The 15,393-nt window shown below is 73.2% G+C and carries 17 protein-coding genes; 6 read left to right on the top strand and 11 right to left on the bottom strand.

What is annotated here, in order from left to right:
* Positions 1 to 2: 2 nt before the first annotated feature.
* Both QRT05_RS08415 and QRT05_RS08410 read right to left on the bottom strand, forming a co-directional pair.
* Positions 3 to 503 carry a helix-turn-helix transcriptional regulator gene (locus tag QRT05_RS08415; RefSeq protein ID WP_289446658.1) on the bottom strand — a complete coding sequence of 167 codons (501 nt, stop codon included), beginning with the start codon at positions 501 to 503 and terminating at the stop codon, positions 3 to 5.
* A 75-nt stretch (positions 504 to 578) separates the two neighbouring features.
* Positions 579 to 1,163 (bottom strand): DUF3000 domain-containing protein, encoded by a 585-nt coding sequence (locus QRT05_RS08410; RefSeq protein ID WP_289446657.1) that lies wholly within the window; start codon positions 1,161 to 1,163, stop codon positions 579 to 581.
* A gap of 170 nt (positions 1,164 to 1,333) precedes the next feature.
* On the opposite strand from QRT05_RS08410, the gene gndA reads away from it, so the two are divergent.
* From gndA to cuyB, 3 genes are read left to right on the top strand one after another with little or no spacing between them, the layout of a single operon-like run.
* Positions 1,334 to 2,818, top strand: coding sequence for an NADP-dependent phosphogluconate dehydrogenase (gndA, locus tag QRT05_RS08405; RefSeq protein ID WP_289446656.1), 1,485 nt, complete (start codon positions 1,334 to 1,336; stop codon positions 2,816 to 2,818).
* On the top strand, positions 2,815 to 4,083 hold the full coding sequence (locus QRT05_RS08400; protein ID WP_289446654.1) for a carboxylate--amine ligase: 1,269 nt from the start codon (positions 2,815 to 2,817) through the stop codon (positions 4,081 to 4,083). Before gndA ends, QRT05_RS08400 begins: the two co-directional genes overlap by 4 nt.
* Positions 4,080 to 4,787: a cysteate racemase gene (gene cuyB, locus QRT05_RS08395; protein WP_289446652.1), complete on the top strand. Its 708-nt coding sequence runs from the start codon at positions 4,080 to 4,082 to the stop codon at positions 4,785 to 4,787. The genes QRT05_RS08400 and cuyB overlap by 4 nt, the downstream gene beginning before the upstream one ends.
* Before the next feature lie 10 nt (positions 4,788 to 4,797).
* On the opposite strand, the gene QRT05_RS08390 is transcribed toward cuyB, so the two are convergent.
* Together QRT05_RS08390 and QRT05_RS08385 are read right to left on the bottom strand one after the other, a co-directional pair.
* On the bottom strand, positions 4,798 to 5,283 hold the full coding sequence (locus QRT05_RS08390) for a hypothetical protein (RefSeq protein WP_289446650.1): 486 nt from the start codon (positions 5,281 to 5,283) through the stop codon (positions 4,798 to 4,800).
* A gap of 23 nt (positions 5,284 to 5,306) precedes the next feature.
* The gene (locus QRT05_RS08385; RefSeq protein ID WP_289446649.1) at positions 5,307 to 6,077 is read right to left on the bottom strand and encodes a dihydrofolate reductase family protein; all 771 of its coding nucleotides are present in this window, start codon (positions 6,075 to 6,077) and stop codon (positions 5,307 to 5,309) included.
* Positions 6,078 to 6,204: 127 nt separating this feature from the next.
* Between QRT05_RS08385 and QRT05_RS08380 the strand changes: the two genes are divergently transcribed.
* Positions 6,205 to 6,819 carry an ATP-dependent Clp protease proteolytic subunit gene (locus QRT05_RS08380; protein ID WP_289446648.1) on the top strand — a complete coding sequence of 205 codons (615 nt, stop codon included), beginning with the start codon at positions 6,205 to 6,207 and terminating at the stop codon, positions 6,817 to 6,819.
* On the top strand, positions 6,819 to 7,421 hold the full coding sequence (locus QRT05_RS08375) for a ClpP family protease (protein WP_289446646.1): 603 nt from the start codon (positions 6,819 to 6,821) through the stop codon (positions 7,419 to 7,421). The genes QRT05_RS08380 and QRT05_RS08375 overlap by 1 nt, the downstream gene beginning before the upstream one ends.
* A 3-nt stretch (positions 7,422 to 7,424) precedes the next feature.
* On the opposite strand, the gene QRT05_RS08370 is transcribed toward QRT05_RS08375, so the two are convergent.
* The 7 genes from QRT05_RS08370 to QRT05_RS08340 all read right to left on the bottom strand — a co-directional run bounded on the left by QRT05_RS08370 (position 7,425) and on the right by QRT05_RS08340 (position 13,929).
* Positions 7,425 to 7,775: a helix-turn-helix domain-containing protein gene (locus tag QRT05_RS08370; RefSeq protein ID WP_289446645.1), complete on the bottom strand. Its 351-nt coding sequence runs from the start codon at positions 7,773 to 7,775 to the stop codon at positions 7,425 to 7,427.
* Positions 7,776 to 7,901: 126 nt separating this feature from the next.
* Positions 7,902 to 9,101, bottom strand: coding sequence for a uroporphyrinogen-III C-methyltransferase (cobA, locus tag QRT05_RS08365; RefSeq protein WP_289446644.1), 1,200 nt, complete (start codon positions 9,099 to 9,101; stop codon positions 7,902 to 7,904).
* Complete coding sequence (locus QRT05_RS08360; protein ID WP_289446642.1) at positions 9,098 to 10,495, bottom strand: sulfate adenylyltransferase subunit 1; 1,398 nt, start codon at positions 10,493 to 10,495, stop codon at positions 9,098 to 9,100. The genes cobA and QRT05_RS08360 overlap by 4 nt, the downstream gene beginning before the upstream one ends.
* Complete coding sequence (gene cysD, locus QRT05_RS08355) at positions 10,495 to 11,412, bottom strand: sulfate adenylyltransferase subunit CysD (RefSeq protein ID WP_289446641.1); 918 nt, start codon at positions 11,410 to 11,412, stop codon at positions 10,495 to 10,497. The genes QRT05_RS08360 and cysD overlap by 1 nt, the downstream gene beginning before the upstream one ends.
* Complete coding sequence (locus QRT05_RS08350) at positions 11,409 to 12,119, bottom strand: phosphoadenylyl-sulfate reductase (protein ID WP_289446640.1); 711 nt, start codon at positions 12,117 to 12,119, stop codon at positions 11,409 to 11,411. Before QRT05_RS08350 ends, cysD begins: the two co-directional genes overlap by 4 nt.
* On the bottom strand, positions 12,116 to 12,271 hold the full coding sequence (locus tag QRT05_RS08345) for a hypothetical protein (protein WP_289446638.1): 156 nt from the start codon (positions 12,269 to 12,271) through the stop codon (positions 12,116 to 12,118). The genes QRT05_RS08350 and QRT05_RS08345 overlap by 4 nt, the downstream gene beginning before the upstream one ends.
* Complete coding sequence (locus QRT05_RS08340) at positions 12,268 to 13,929, bottom strand: nitrite/sulfite reductase (protein ID WP_289446637.1); 1,662 nt, start codon at positions 13,927 to 13,929, stop codon at positions 12,268 to 12,270. Before QRT05_RS08340 ends, QRT05_RS08345 begins: the two co-directional genes overlap by 4 nt.
* A 411-nt stretch (positions 13,930 to 14,340) precedes the next feature.
* Between QRT05_RS08340 and zapE the strand changes: the two genes are divergently transcribed.
* Positions 14,341 to 15,387 carry a cell division protein ZapE gene (gene zapE, locus QRT05_RS08335; protein ID WP_407650319.1) on the top strand — a complete coding sequence of 349 codons (1,047 nt, stop codon included), beginning with the start codon at positions 14,341 to 14,343 and terminating at the stop codon, positions 15,385 to 15,387.
* Positions 15,388 to 15,393: the final 6 nt, after the last annotated feature.

Genomic DNA, 15,393 nt, shown 5'->3' with positions numbered 1-15,393 from the left:
CCTCAGGACAGGATGCCGCCGCGGATGGAGATGGCGACGAGCTCGGCCCGGTCGCCCGTGCCGAACTTGCGCGAGATCCGAGCGAGGTGGCTCTTGACCGTGAGCGCCGACAGGCCCAGGTCGTCGCCGATGAGGCGGTTGCTGCGGCCGTCCGCGACCAGCTTGAGGACGCTCACCTCGCGCGCCGTCAGCTCCGGGAGCTCGGCGGGCGGAGGCGGAGGAGCGGGCAGGCGCACCAGGCTCGTCGTCGTCGTGCTGGCGACCGCGCCCCGCAGGCCGCCCGCGAGCAGGACGCCCAGCTCGGCCCGGCTCGCGCGGCGGGTGAGCACGACGACGCGGTGGCTGCCGCGGCGGCGCAGGTTGCTCACGAGCGTCGACCCGTCGCCGTCGGCCACCTCGGAGACCACGACGCACATCTGGTGGCCCGCCGGTCGTGCCGGCGGGCCGGCGCGCAACGCGGTCGGCCGACGGACGGCCTCGCGACGAAGGGGCTCGATGCTCACAACCCCGTCATCGGCAGCGCACCGCGCCGACTTGAGGCGAACCCGACGAGGTCCGGACCGACGCCCGCGCGCGTCCTAGTGGCGGGGACTGAGCGAGACGACGCCCTCGGGGAGCGGGGGCAGCCCCGCGGCCGTGCACAGCAGCGTGGCCCAGGCCCGCAGGTGCGGCGCGAGGTCCTCGTCGGCCGCCGTCCACGAGGCGCGGATCTCGAGCTCGGTCTGCTCGGCGCGCACGTCCAGCGAGCCGTAGCTCTGGGACAGGACCCGGGTGACGGTGCCGCCCGCGGCGAGCGGGTCCAGGTCGTGGGCCGCGAGCGCGTCCGTGAACCACGACCAGGCGACGTCGGCGAGCATCGGGTCGGCGCCCACCTCGGGCTCGAGCGTCGCACGCACCAGGGTGACGAGGCGGAAGCTGCCCTCCCACGCCTCGTGGCCCGCAGGGTCGAAGAGCACCACGAACCGGCCGGACGCGAGCTCGGCCGCGGAGACCGAGCGCCGCTCCGAGCGCACCTCGGCGGTCAGTGCCGCCGAGTACGGGGCGATCCGCGCCGGGCCCGGGACCTCGTCGAGGATCACCTCGGGGCGCAGCGTCACGGCGCGCAGCGATCGCAGGGAACGGACGAACTCGGCGGGCACGTCCTGTGGGCCGGCAGGGGTCACGCACTGGAGCGTACGGGCGGCGTGGTGTCGTCTTGCGGTCCGGCACGCCGCGTCGCGCGACGTGCCGGAGCACTACGCTGGACGGGCACCCAGCACCCGGCCGCTGCGCCCCCTCGCGTCTCGCGCGGGACGTGCGCGCGCGGCCGACGAATCGAAGGAGCACCTCTCGCATGGTCGACTCAGCAGCCGGAAGCTCGGCGGGTAACGCGGCGGGTACCTCGGTAGGTACCGCGCAGATCGGCGTCACGGGGCTGGCGGTCATGGGCCGCAACCTCGCCCGCAACTTCGCGCGCAACGGCTTCACGGTCGCGATCCACAACCGCTCCTACGCCAAGACCGCCTCGCTCGTGGACGACCACGGCGACGAGGGCACGTTCGTGCCGTCGGAGTCGGTCGCCGACTTCGTCGCGTCGCTCGAGCGGCCCCGCAAGGTCGTCATCATGGTCAAGGCCGGCGCCCCGACCGACGCCGTGATCGACGAGCTGGTGCCGTACCTCGAGGAGGGCGACATCGTGGTCGATGCCGGCAACGCGCACTTCCCCGACACCATCCGCCGCGAGAACGCGCTGCGTGAGAAGGGCCTGCACTTCGTCGGCTCCGGCGTCTCGGGCGGCGAGGAGGGCGCGCTGCTCGGCCCGTCGATCATGCCCGGCGGCACCGCCAAGTCCTACGAGAGCCTGGGCCCCATCCTGGAGAAGATCTCGGCCACGGTCGACGGCGTGCCGTGCTGCACGTACGTCGGCCCGGACGGCGCGGGTCACTTCGTCAAGATGGTGCACAACGGCATCGAGTACGCCGACATGCAGCTCATCGCCGAGGCGTACGACCTGCTCAAGCAGGGGCTGGGTGCCTCCGCCGCGGAGATCGGCCAGATCTTCGCCGAGTGGAACACGGGAGACCTGGAGTCGTTCCTCATCGAGATCACGGCCGACGTGCTGCAGCACGTCGACGCCGAGACCGGGGCGGCGTTCGTCGACATCGTGCTCGACCAGGCCGAGCAGAAGGGCACCGGTCGCTGGACGGTCCAGAACGGCCTCGACCTGGGAGTGCCGATCACCGGAATCGCCGAGGCGACCTTCGCGCGGGCGCTGTCCGGCAGTGTTCCGCAGCGCAAGGCGGCCGTCGGCACCCTCCAGGCGCACGCCGAGCCGTGGGACGTGACCGACCGTGACGCGTTCATCGAGGACGTCCGGCTCGCGCTCTACGCGTCCAAGGTGGTCGCGTACTCGCAGGGCTTCGACCAGATCGCGGCGGCCTCCGAGCAGTTCGGCTGGAACATCGACCGCGGTGCCATGGCGCGGATCTGGCGCGGCGGCTGCATCATCCGGGCGCGGTTCCTCAACCGGATCACCGAGGCCTACGAGCGCGACGCCCAGCTGCCCCTGCTGCTGGCCGACGAGTACTTCACGGGGGCGGTCGGCAACGGCGTGCAGGCATGGCGTCGGATCGTGGCGGGCGCCGCCCTGCACGGCGTGCCGACCCCCGCGTTCTCCTCCTCGCTGGCGTACTACGACGGCGTGCGCGCGGAGCGCCTCCCGGCCGCGCTGATCCAGGCCCAGCGCGACTTCTTCGGTGCGCACACCTACCGCCGCACCGACCGGGACGGGACGTTCCACACCGAGTGGTCGCTCGACCGCAGCGAGCAGCCCGCGTGAGCCGGCGCGCGCCGCGCGCCGCCGTCGCCCAGGACGACCTGCAGCCCGTCGTCCTGGGCGGCGACATCGGCGCCTACAGCATCGCTCGCACGTTCCACGAGGCGTACGGCGTGCGGTCGGTCGTGGTCTCGTCGGTCTCGACGGGTCTGGTCCGCCACTCGCGCATCCTGACCAACGTGGTGGAGCCCGGGATCGACGACGCCGACACCACGGTGGCGACGCTGCGACGGATCGCCGCCGAGCACGCGGGCAAGCGCCTGATCCTCGTCGGGAGCGCCGACTGGCTCGTGCGGACCATCGTCGAGAACCGTGACCGGCTCGAGGACCTGTACACGATCCCGTACGTGCCGCTGGCGACGCTCGACCGGGTGACCGACAAGGAGCTCTTCGGAGACCTGTGCCGCGAGCTCGGGCTGGGCCACCCCACCACGGTGGTGCACGACGTGGCCGCGGGCGGCGTCCCCGACACCTCGGCGCTGCGCTTCCCGGTGATCGCGAAGGCGGCCGACACCGCGGCGTACCACCTCGTGGAGTTCGCCGGGAAGAAGAAGGTCTTCACGGTCGACTCGCCCGCCGAGCTGGCCGAGCTGCTGGGTCGCGTGCAGGCCAGCGGCTACGCGGGCACGTTCATCATCCAGGACCTCATCCCGGGCGACGACTCGGGCATGCGCATCCTCACCTGCTACAGCGACCGGTCGGGCGCGGTCCGGTTCGCGGCGTTCGGGCACGTGCTCCTGGAGGAGCACACGCCCGGCGCGCTGGGCAACCCCGCGGGCATCATCACGCGGCACGACGAGGCGCTCGTCGCGCAGGCCACGCGGCTGCTCGAGCACCTGGGCTGGACCGGCTACGCCAACTTCGACCTGAAGTACGACCCGCGCGACGGCGGGACGGTGTTCTTCGAGCTCAACCCGCGGCTGGGGCGCTCGAACTTCTACATCACCGCGGGCGGGCGCAACACGGCCGAGCTGTACGTCCGCGAGTACGTGCAGGGTCTGCCGCCGCTGCCCGACGGTGCCCCCGCCGCGATCACCGAGCCGCACCTGTACACGGTGCTGCCGCGCTGGCTGCTGCGCCGCTACGTCGCCGACCCCGTGCTCCGCGCCCGGGTGCGGTCGCTGGGTCGGTCGCGTCGGGCCACCAACCCGCTGTGGTACCGCGCGGAGACCAACCCGCGGCGGTGGCTCTACGTGGCGATCGCGCAGGCCAACCAGGTGCGCAAGTACCGGACCTACTACGAGCGATCGGTCCAGGAGAGCGCATGAGCGAGCCCGTCGGGGTGATCGGCGGCGTGGGCCCGCTGGCGACCGTGTACTTCATGGACAAGGTGGTGCGGCTGACGCAGGCGGCACGCGACCAGGACCACGTCGACATGGTGGTCATGCAGCACGCCACCATCCCGGACCGCACCGAGTACATCCTCGGTGTGTCCAGCGACGACCCGGGGCCGGTGATGGCGGCCGACGCGCGCACGCTCGAGCGGGTGGGCGTGTCGTTCATCGTGGTGCCGTGCAACACCGCCCACCACTTCACGGCCGAGGTCGTCGCGGCCACGTCCGTGCCGGTGCTGAGCATCGTCGAGGAGACCATCGCCGAGGTGGTCGAGCAGCGGCCGGGCACCCGCACGGTGGGGGTGCTCGCCACGTCCGGCACGCTCGCGGCGCAGGTGTACCAGCACGCCGCGGAGGCGCGCGGCCTGTCCTGGGTGGTCCCCACGGACGACGAGCAGGCGGTGGTGATGCGCGTGATCTACGACCAGGTCAAGGCCGGTCAGCCGGCCGACCTCGCCGCGCTGCGCGGAGTGGCGCAGGCGCTGGTCGCGCGCGGCGCCCAGACCATCGTGCTCGGCTGCACCGAGCTGTCGGTGGTCGCGGACGACGCCGACCTGCTCGCGGACCCCCTGTACGTCGACTCGCTCGACGTCCTGGCCCGGCGCACCATCGAGCGCGCCGGGCGCCGGCTCCGCTGAACCGGGCGGGTCAGCCCAGCTCGGACGTGCCCGAGTACAGGTGCAGGACCGGGAGCTCGAGCTCCTCGCGCGCGCGGCTGGCCCAGTCCCGGTGCAGCGTGTCGAGGTAGGCGTGCGGGTAGGTGACCACCGCGATCTCGCGCACGTCACCGTTCTCAGCGGCGGCGCGCAGCGCGGGGAGCGGGTCGTCGTCGACGACCTCCCCGCTCGCCTCGCGACCGGCGGCCGCGAACTCGGCGAGGGTCGCGGCGAGCTGCTCGTCGGCCGTGGCCTTGGCCTCCCGGACGCTCGGCTCCTTGCCGCGCAGGCGGTCGAAGGCGTCGCCGAGCTCGCCCAGGCCGAGGTTGTCGATCACGGTCGCGAGCAGGGGGCGGTCGGAGTCGGCCGGGACCAGGACGTGGTAGTCGAGCACCTCGCCCTCGTGCAGCGCGAGCAGGTGCTCGATGTCGACAGGGGCGAGCGTGTCCTCGATGAGGACCAGGATCGTGTCGGTCACGCGTCGAGCCTAGCCACTGCGGCTCAGGACGCTCGCCACCTGCCGAGCAGCACGCCGTCCGCGTGCAGCAGATGGGCCGGCCGCAGCCGGCGGGCGGGCGACAGCCAGGCGGGATGCTCGAGGATCCGCGGCGCCGGACCGCCCACGAGCACGGGGCTCCAGGTCAGGCACAGCTCGTCGACCAGCCCGGCGTCGACGAGCTGACCGAGCAGACTCGGGCCGCCCTCGGTGAGCACGCGGCCGAGCCCGAGGGCGGCGAGCGCGTCGAGGGCCGCGGCCAGGTCGACACCCTCCGGGCCGCCGCTGACGACGACGTGGTCGGCCCCGAGCCGCTCGCGCAGGGGGTCGAGCACGGGGCACCCCGGCGCGGTCACGACGAACGGCGGACGGCCGGCGTCGAGCAGCTCGTCGGGCAGCGCGCCGGACCGCGAGACGACGGCCAGCTCGATGTGCTCGGGCAGGCCCCGGCGCGCGCGCTGACCGGCCAGGTGCTTGGGGACGTCGAGGGCGCGGTACCGCTCCTGACGGACAGTCCCGCCGCCGACGAGCACGACCTCGGCCAGGGACCGCAGCACCTGGAAGACGCGCAGGTCCGCCGGGCCGTTGATCGAGCCGGTCACGGCGTCCGGGCCGGTGCCGCCGCCGTCGAGGGTCGTGATCATGTTGGCCCGCACGAGACGGGCGGGGTCGTCGCCGAACAGCGCGAGCAGCTCGTCCTCGTCGTCGCGCGGCTCGAGCCGCTGACCCGCGCGGTCCAGGGGGAGCAGCACGTCGAGCGGGGGAGAACCGGTCACCGCGCCACCGTAGTGCGTGCGTCTGCCGTCGGCAGATCCGCTGCAGGCAGACCGCGGGGTCGCGCACGGCGGGCAGGTGCGAACGTCGAGGTGTCCGACGCACTGTCCGACCCACACGGAGGCCCCGATGTCCGCCCGTACCTCTGCACCACCCACCATCAGGCCGTTCGACGACGACCTGTCCACCCGACTCCTGCACCAGCGCATCGTGGTGCTGGGCCAGGAGGTCGACGACCCCGTGGCCAACCGCATCTGCGCGCAGCTGCTGCTCCTGTCCGCCGAGGACCCGCGCCGCGACATCGCGCTCTACATCAACTCCCCGGGCGGCTCGATCAGCGCGGCGCTCGCGATGTACGACACCATGCGCCTGATCCCCAACGACGTCTCGACCCTGGCCATGGGTCTCGCGGCCAGCGCGGGACAGTTCCTGCTCAGCGCGGGGACGCCCGGCAAGCGCTACGCCATGAGGCACGCGCGCGTCCTCATGCACCAGCCGTCGGGCGGCATCGGCGGGACCGCCGTCGACATCGCGATCCAGGCGCAGAACCTGGCCCACGTGAAGCGGACCATGTTCGCGCTGACCGCCGAGCACACGGGCCAGCCCGTCGAGGCGATCGAGCGCGACGCGGACCGCGACCGATGGTTCACGGCCGACGAGGCGCTGGCCTACGGGTTCGTCGACAAGGTGGTCGAGCACCTCGACGACGTGCGTCCCGACGGCACGCGCCGGGCGGGCCTGTGATGAGCGGCCAGTACACGATCCCTGTGGTCGTCGAGCAGCGTCCGCAGGGGGAGCGCGCCTCGGACGTCTACTCCCGCCTGCTCACCGACCGCATCATCTTCCTGGGCACCGAGATCGACGACGGCGTGGCCAACGTGGTGATCGCGCAGCTGCTGCACCTGGCCTCGGAGAGCCAGGAGTCGCCCATCCACCTGTACATCAACTCACCGGGCGGCTCGATCACCGCCCTGCTCGCCGTGTACGACACGATCCAGTACATCAAGCCGCCGGTCGCGACGTTCTGCCTCGGCCAGGCCGCGTCCGCCGCGGCGGTGCTGCTCGCCTCCGGTGCACCCGGGAACCGGCACGTGCTCGAGCACTCGCGCGTGCTGCTGCACCAGCCGTCCGGCGGCGGGGAGGGGACCGCGGCGGACCTCGAGATCCAGGCGCGCGAGATCCTGCGGCTGCGCGAGCAGGTGGAGCAGGTGCTCAGCCGGCACACGGGCCAGCCCGTGGACAAGCTGCGTCGGGACACCGACCGGGACCTGATCCTCACCGCGGCCGAGGCGGTCGCCTACGGTGTCGCGGACGCGGTGGTCTCGACCCTCAAGCCGGTGGGGTGAGCGTCAGGCGGCCAGCAGGAGCGCGGCGCCGGGCTCGCGTGCCGGACGGGCGAGCTGCGGGGCGGGCGCGGCGGTGAGGTCGACGACGATCCGCCCGTCCGCCTCCGCCAGCTGGGCGTGGGCCGCGCCCACGAGGTCGACCAGACGCATGCCCAGGGCCCGGCAGATGGCGACGAGCACCTCCGACGAGGCCTCCTTGCGGCCACGCTCCACCTCGGACAGGTAGGCGACCGACACGCGGGCCTGCACCGCGACATCGCGCAGCGTCCGGCCCTGCTCCTCGCGGTGGGTGCGCAGGATGGCGCCCACCAAGCGGCGCAGCAGCGGCTCGACACGGGTGAGCTCGATCGTCATGGTGACCTCCTGCGTGGTGCGGACAGCGACGGCGGCCCGTGTCCGCCACGCTAGCGCGGGCCGGGCCGCGACGTGCCGACGTGCCGTTCTGCCGTCAGCAGACGGGCCGGGCGCGCGTCGCAGGGTTCAGCGCGGCCCGAGCACCTCTGCCAGGGCCGCGACCTCACCGACGACGACGACCGCGGGGTTGCCCACGCCGCGCTCGGCCGCGACCTGCCCGATCGTGGCCAGCGTGCCGGTCGTCGTGCGCTGGGTGGGCAGGGTCCCGTTCTCGACGACCGCGACCGGCGTCTGCGGGTCGCGGCCGTGCTCGACGAGGGCGGCTGCGTGGCCGGACAGCTGCGCGACACCCATGAGCAGCACGAGCGTGCCCTCGAGCCGTGCGAGCGTCGGCCAGTCCGGAGCCGCGTCGTGTGCGGTGAGGACGGTGAACTGCCGCGCCACGCCGCGGTGCGTCACCGGGATGCCCGCGGCGCCGGGGACGGCGATCGCGCTGGTCACGCCGGGCACCACCTCGACGGGCACGCCGGCCTCGAGGCAGGCGGCGAGCTCCTCGCCGCCGCGGCCCAGCACGAACGGGTCACCGCCCTTGAGGCGGACCACGCGCAGGCCGGCCTGCGCGCGCTCGACCAGGACCGCGTTGATCTCGTCCTGCGTGAGCGTGTGCACGTGCGGGGACTTGCCCGCCTCGACGACCTCCACCTCGGGGTCCAGCTCCGCGAGCAGCGACCGCGGGGCGAGCCGGTCGACGACGACCACGTCGGCCTCGGCGAGCGCCCGACGCCCGCGCGTGGTGATCAGCCCCGGATCGCCCGGGCCGCCGCCGACCAGCGTCACGTGCCCGGTGCCGGCCCGGTGGCGACGCACCGGCAGCGCACCGGTGTCGAGGAGCAGGCCGATCGCCGCCCGGAGGGCCGACGCACGGCGCGGGTCGCCGCCCGCCGAGACCGAGACCGCGACGTCGCCCGAGCGGGCGACCGCCGCGCTCCAGGCGGGGGAGATTGCCGCATCGTCGGCCCGGACGCACCACAGCCGGGCGCGCTGAGCGTCGGCCGCGACCGCGTCGTCGACCGCCCGCACGCCGGTCGCGGTGTGCACCAGCCACGCGTCCTCGAGGTCACCGGCGCGGTACTCGCGCGGCTCCCAGCGCAGGTCGCCGCTGGCGACGAGCGCAGCCAGCTCCTCGGTGATCGCCGGGGCGACCACCGTCACGTGCGCGCCGTCCTCCACCAGCCTTCCGGCGCGGCGGGTGGCCACGGGTCCACCGCCCACCACGACCACGAGCCGACCCGTGAGGTCGAGCCACAGCGGGTGGCGTCCGGTCATATGCCGGCCCCGGCCATCCAGTCGTCCTCGTCGGCCGGTGCCTCCACCACCAGGCGGTCCAGCAGCGTCCGGCCCACCATGCCCGCCGCGAGCGTGGAGCCGTCGGCGGGATCGACCAGCAGGAAGCCGCCCGTGCGACGGTGGGTCGCGTAGTCGTCGAGCGGCACGGGCTCGGCCAGGCGCACCCGGACGCGGCCGATCGAGTTCAGGGTCAGTGCCTGCGGAGACGCGTCCGACGACGTGTCGGTCGCGTCCACGGCGTGCAGGGTGTCGACCCCGCGCCACTGCTCGACCGTGAGGCTCTCGACGTCCAGGCGCGCGTTGACCTCGCGCAGCAGCGCGCGCACGGTGCGCGTGCCGATGCGCACCAGCAGGCGCTGCCCGAGCACCGAGCGACGCTCGGCGAGCCAGCACACCGTGCCCTCGAGGTCCTGGCCCACCACGGTGTCGCCGCCCGTGGGCAGCAGGACGTCGCCGCGCGAGATGTCGACGTCGTCCGCGAGCCGCAGCGTCACCGACAGCGGCGCGTGGGCCTCGTCGAGCGGCCCGTCGAAGGTGTCGATCCCGACCACGTGGCTCGTCTTGCCCGACGGCAGCACCGTCAGCTCGTCGCCCACGCGCACGACGCCCGAGGCGATGCGACCCGCATAGCCCCGGTAGTCCGGGTGCTCCGCGGTGCGCGGGCGGATGACCACCTGGACCGGGAAGCGGAAGTCCTCGGTGTGCGGGTCGCGCAGCACGGGCACGGCCTCGAGGTGCTCCAGCAGCGTCGGCCCCGCGTACCAGGGCGTGCGGGCGGAGCGGTCCACCACGTTGTCGCCGTCGAGCGCCGACAGGGGCACGGCCACCACGTCGCTCAGGCCCAGGCCGGTCGCGTACTCGGTGAAGTCCCGCGCGATGGCGTCGAAGGTCGCCCGATCGAAGTCGACCAGGTCCATCTTGTTGACGGCGAGCACCACGTGCGGGACGCCGAGCAGGGCGGTGATGGTCGCGTGCCGACGCGTCTGCTCGAGCACGCCCTTGCGCGCGTCGACCAGCACGATCGCGAGCTCGGCCGTCGACGCGCCGGTCACCATGTTGCGCGTGTACTGCACGTGGCCGGGCGTGTCGGCGAGGACGAAGGCGCGCGTCGCCGTCGAGAAGTACCGGTAGGCGACGTCGATGGTGATGCCCTGCTCGCGCTCGGCCCGCAGGCCGTCCGTGAGCAGCGCCAGGTCCACCTGGCCCCCGCCGCGCGCCGCGGTGGCGGCCTCGACCGCGGAGAGCTGGTCCGCCAGCACCGACTTCGTGTCGTAGAGCAGGCGGCCGATCAGCGTGGACTTCCCGTCGTCGACCGATCCCGCCGTGGCCAGGCGCAGCAGGTCGCGCTGCGAGTGGTGCGTCGGTTCAGTCATCAGAAGTAGCCCTCACGCTTGCGGTCCTCCATGGCGGCCTCGGAGGCCCGGTCGTCTGCGCGCGTGGCGCCGCGCTCGGTCAGTCGGCTCGCGCCCACCTCGGCGATCACGTCGGCGACCGTCGTGGCGTCGGACTCCACCGCACCGGTGCAGCTCATGTCGCCCACGGTGCGGTAGCGCACGGTCCTCGTCTCGAGCGTCTCGTCGCCCCGCGGCCCGCCCCAGCCCCCGGGGGCCAGCCACATGCCGTCGCGGAGGAACACCTCACGCTGGTGGGAGTAGTAGATCTCCGGGAGCGCGATGCCCTCACGCTCGATGTAGCGCCACACGTCGAGCTCGGTCCAGTTCGACAGCGGGAAGACGCGCACGTGCTCGCCCGGCTTGTGGCGGCCGTTGTACAGGTCCCACAGCTCGGGCCGCTGCCGACGCGGGTCCCACTGGCCGAACTCGTCGCGCAGGGAGAACATCCGCTCCTTCGCGCGGGCCTTCTCCTCGTCGCGCCGGCCGCCGCCGAACACCGCGTCGAACCGGTGGCTCGTGATGCCGTCGAGCAGGGGCACGGTCTGCAGCGCGTTGCGCGAGCCGTCGGCCCGCTCGACGACGCGCCCGTCGTCGATCGCGTCCTGCACGGAGGCGACCACGAGCCGCAGCCCGTACCGCTCGACCACCGCGTCGCGGTACGCGATGACCTCGGGGAAGTTGTGGCCCGTGTCCACGTGCATGAGCGTGAAGGGGACCGGCGACGGCCAGAACGCCTTGCGCGCCAGGTGCAGCATGACGATGGAGTCCTTGCCGCCGCTGAACAGCAGCACGGGGCGCTCGAACTCGCCCGCGACCTCCCGCATCACGTGGATGGCCTCGGACTCCAGCACGTCCAGCTGGGTCAGGGTGGTGCTGCTCGAAATGGTCGTCGTCATGTGTGCAGACCGCATTCCGTCTTGGAGGTGCCCGACCAGCGTCCGGCGCGCGGGTCCTCGCCCGGCGCGACCGCGCGCGTGCACGGGCCGCAGCCGATCGAGGCGTAGCCGATCTGGCGCAGGGGGTTGAGCACCACGTGGTTCGCCTCCACGTAGGCGTCCACGTCCGCCTGCGTCCAGGCCGCCAGCGGGTTGAGCTTGACCTTGCCGCGCTTCTCGTCCCAGCCCACCACGGCGATGTCGGTGCGGGTGGGCGCGTCCTCGCGACGCATGCCGGTGACCCACGCCGTGTACGGCGCGAGGCCGCGCTCGAGCGGCTCGACCTTGCGCATCGCGCAGCACAGGTTGGGGTCGCGGTCGTGCAGCCGCGGTCCGTGCTCGGCGTCCTGCTGCTCGACCGTGGTCAGCGGCAGGATGGTGCGCAGCGAGACGTTGGTGAACTCCGCGTAGTAGTCGCGCGTGCCCAGCGTCTCGGCGAAGTGGTAGCCGGTGTCGAGGAAGATCACGTCGACGCCCGGGGCGGCCTCCGCCGCCATGTGCACCAGGATCTCGTCGCCCATCGACGACGCCACCACCAGGTCGGACCCGAACGTGCGCGCGGCCCACGCCAGGATCTCGACCGGGTGCGCGCCCTCCAGGTCGCGGCCCGCCTGCTCGGCCAGGTCGCGCAGGTCCTGCGTGCTGAGCTCCGTCGCGGTGGTCGTCATGATGCACCCCTCGTTCCCACGAATCGCAGACCGAACACCCGTGTGCACGAGCGGCACTCCCACTCGCCGTGCTTGTCGCTCGCGGGGAACAGGTCCTCGCTCGCGCAGAACGGGCAGTAGTACGGCACCGCGCGCTGGGCGGACTCGCTCATCGCAGGTCCTCCTCGGCAGCGCGCTGCGTCCACTGGGCGAACAGCTCGCCCTCGGTGCGCTGCTCGTCGAACCGGCGCGTGACGCGCTCGATGTAGTCGGGCAGCTCCTCGGCAGGAACACGCAGGCCGCGCAGGGTCTTCCCGAGCCCGCTGGTCAGGCCCAGGCCGCCGCCCAGGTGCACCTGGTAGCCGTCCTCGCCGCCCGCGAGCGCACCCTTGAGGCCGATGTCGGCGGTCTGGATGCGGGCGCACGAGTTGGGGCAGCCGTTGAGGTTGATGGTGATGGGCTGGTCGAACGTCGGCAGCCGGCTCTCGAGCTCGCCGACGAGGTGCGTGGCGCGCGCCTTGGTCTCGACGATCGCGAGCTTGCAGAACTCGATCCCGGTGCAGGCCATGGTGCCGCGGCGGAACGTGCTCGCCGTGCGCACGCCCAGGCCGTTGGCCTCGAGCCCCTCGACGAGCGCGTCGACCTTGTCGGGCGCGACGTCGAGCACCACGAGCTTCTGCTCGACCGTCAGGCGGATGCGAGTGGAGCCGGCCGCCTCGACGAGGTCGGCGATACGCAGCAGCAGGTCGCCCGGCGTGCGGCCGACCGTCGGCGCGGCACCGACGTAGAAGTTGCCGTCCCGCTGCGGGTGCACGCCCACGTGGTCGCGGCGGCCGGTGGGCGGCGGCGGGGGCGCCGGTCCGTCCGCGAGCGTCCAGCCCAGGTACTCACCCTCCAGCACCTGCCGGAACAGCTCGGCGCCCCAGTCGGCCACGAGGAACTTCAGGCGGGCGCGGGTGCGCAGGCGGCGGTAGCCGTAGTCACGGAAGATGCCGACGACGCCCGTCCACACCTCGGGCACCTGCTCGAGCGTCACGAACGCGCCCAGGCGGACACCCAGCTTGGGGTTGGTGGACAGCGCCCCGCCCACCCACAGGTCGAAGCCCGGGCCGAACTCGGGGTGCTCGACGCCGACGAACGCCACGTCGTTGATCTCGTGCGCGACGTCCTGGTGCGGCGAGCCGCTGATCGCGGTCTTGAACTTGCGCGGGAGGTTGGAGAACGCGGGGTCGCCGATGTACCGCTCGGCGATCGCGCGGATCGCGGGCGTCCCGTCGATGATCTCGTCGGCCGCGACGCCCGCCACGGGGGAGCCGAGGATGACGCGCGGGGTGTCGCCGCAGGCCTCCTGGGTGCTCAGGCCGACGGCCTCGAGGCGGCGCCAGATCTCGGGCACGTCCTCCACGCGGATCCAGTGCAGCTGGATGTTCTGGCGGTCCGTGATGTCCGCGGTGCTGCGACCGAACTCGACCGAGATCTCGCCGATGACGCGCAGCTGCTCGAGCGTGAGGGCGCCGCCGTCGCAGCGGACGCGCAGCATGAAGTACTCGTCGTCCAGCTCGTGGGGCTCGAGCGTGGCCGTCTTGCCGCCGTCGATGCCGGGCTTGCGCTGGGTGTACAGCCCCCACCAGCGCATGCGTCCGCGCAGGTCCTCGGGTGCGATCGAGGCGAAGCCCTGCTTGGAGTAGACCTCCTCGATGCGTGCGCGCACGTTGAGGCCGTCGTCGTCCTGCTTGAACTGCTCGTTGCCGTTGAGGGGCTCGCGCGCGTCGTCGAAGGCCCACTGGCCTTCGTTGCGTGCTGCGGGCGGGGCGATCCGGGTCTGCGCCATGTGGCGCTACCTCCGAGGTGACTCGTGGACGTGCGGCTGCACCCGGTCCTCGGCGAGCGGGAGGACCTGTGTCGGGCGCGGACCGCGCGCCCGATGGGGGAACGAGGGCGGGGTCAGTTGCTCCGCTGACAGCAGCACATCTGCATGCTCGTCAGGGCGGGGCCGGCGGCCATGCCACCACGGGTCATGGCGCAGCGCGGGGCGCAACACTGCCGCTGCGCGCTGACGAACCCGGACGAGATCACCGGATGAGGGTGACATGCCGGACAGCGGTCGGGGAACGTGCTCCCGCATGATGAGACGTCGAGGTCGCACTGTGGACTTGACACCCGCGGGTGTGCATCGGCGGACGATGTGACGTCGCTCGCGCGGGCACGGCTCCGCGTCGCCCGCGCCGTAGGCTGGTCGACCGTGACCTCCACGCGCGAGCCCCTCGCGGGCGCAGACGCACCGGCGCGAGCACCCCACGAGTCCCTCGTCGGCCGCTTCCCGTCGGTGCCCGCCGAGCGCCTCCTGGCCGAGCTGGTCCCGCCGCGGCACTTCGCGCAGGCCTCGTTCGACTCCTACGTGCCCGACGCGTCGCACCCCTCGCAGGCCGCGACCGTGGCCCGGCTGCGCGCTGCCGCGGGGCAGATCGCGGACCGCCGCGGCGGCCTGTTCAAGCGACGGAAGGAGCCCGTGGCCGTCTACCTCGACGGCGGGTTCGGCGTCGGCAAGACGCACCTGCTGACCGCCCTCGCGCACGCCGTCGGTGACGCCGCCTACGGCACGTTCGTGGAGTACACCAACCTGGTGGGCGCCCTCGGCTTCCTGCCCACCGTGGAGGCGCTCGCTACGCGCAGGCTGGTCTGCATCGACGAGTTCGAGCTGGACGACCCGGGCGACACCGTGCTGATGTCGCGGCTGCTGCGCGAGCTCGCCGACCGCGGGGTCGCGCTCGCGGCGACGTCCAACACGCTGCCCGGCTCGCTCGGCGAGGGACGCTTCGCCGCCGACGACTTCCTGCGGGAGATCCAGGCGCTCGCCGCGCGTTTCGAGGTGCTGCGGGTGGACGGCGACGACTACCGCCACCGCTCGGTGGTGACCGACGCCGAGGGCCTTCCCGAGCAGGTGGTGATCGACGCGGTCGCCGGTCGCCCGGACGCCACGCTCGACGACTTCGGCGCGCTGCTCGACCACCTCGCCCACGTCCACCCCAGCCGCTACGGGGCACTGCTTGACGGCGTCGGCCTCGTTGCGCTGTCCGGCGTGCACGCGGTTCCCACCCAGGACGTCGCGCTACGGGTCGTGGTGCTCGTCGACCGGCTGTACGACCGCGACGTGCCCGTGCTGCTCGGGGGCGCGGGGGAGCGCGGGCTCTTCTCGGCCGAGATGCTGGCCGGCGGCTACCGCAAGAAGTACTACCGCGCGCTGTCCCGGCTCGGATCGCTGGCCGCGGACGGCAGCGCCCTGCTCTGACGCCCC

It is taken from the genome of Cellulomonas edaphi, from assembly GCF_030362815.1.
In the GTDB taxonomy this organism is placed as follows: domain Bacteria; phylum Actinomycetota; class Actinomycetes; order Actinomycetales; family Cellulomonadaceae; genus Cellulomonas; species Cellulomonas edaphi.
This window is presented reverse-complemented; position numbering and strand designations above follow the sequence as displayed.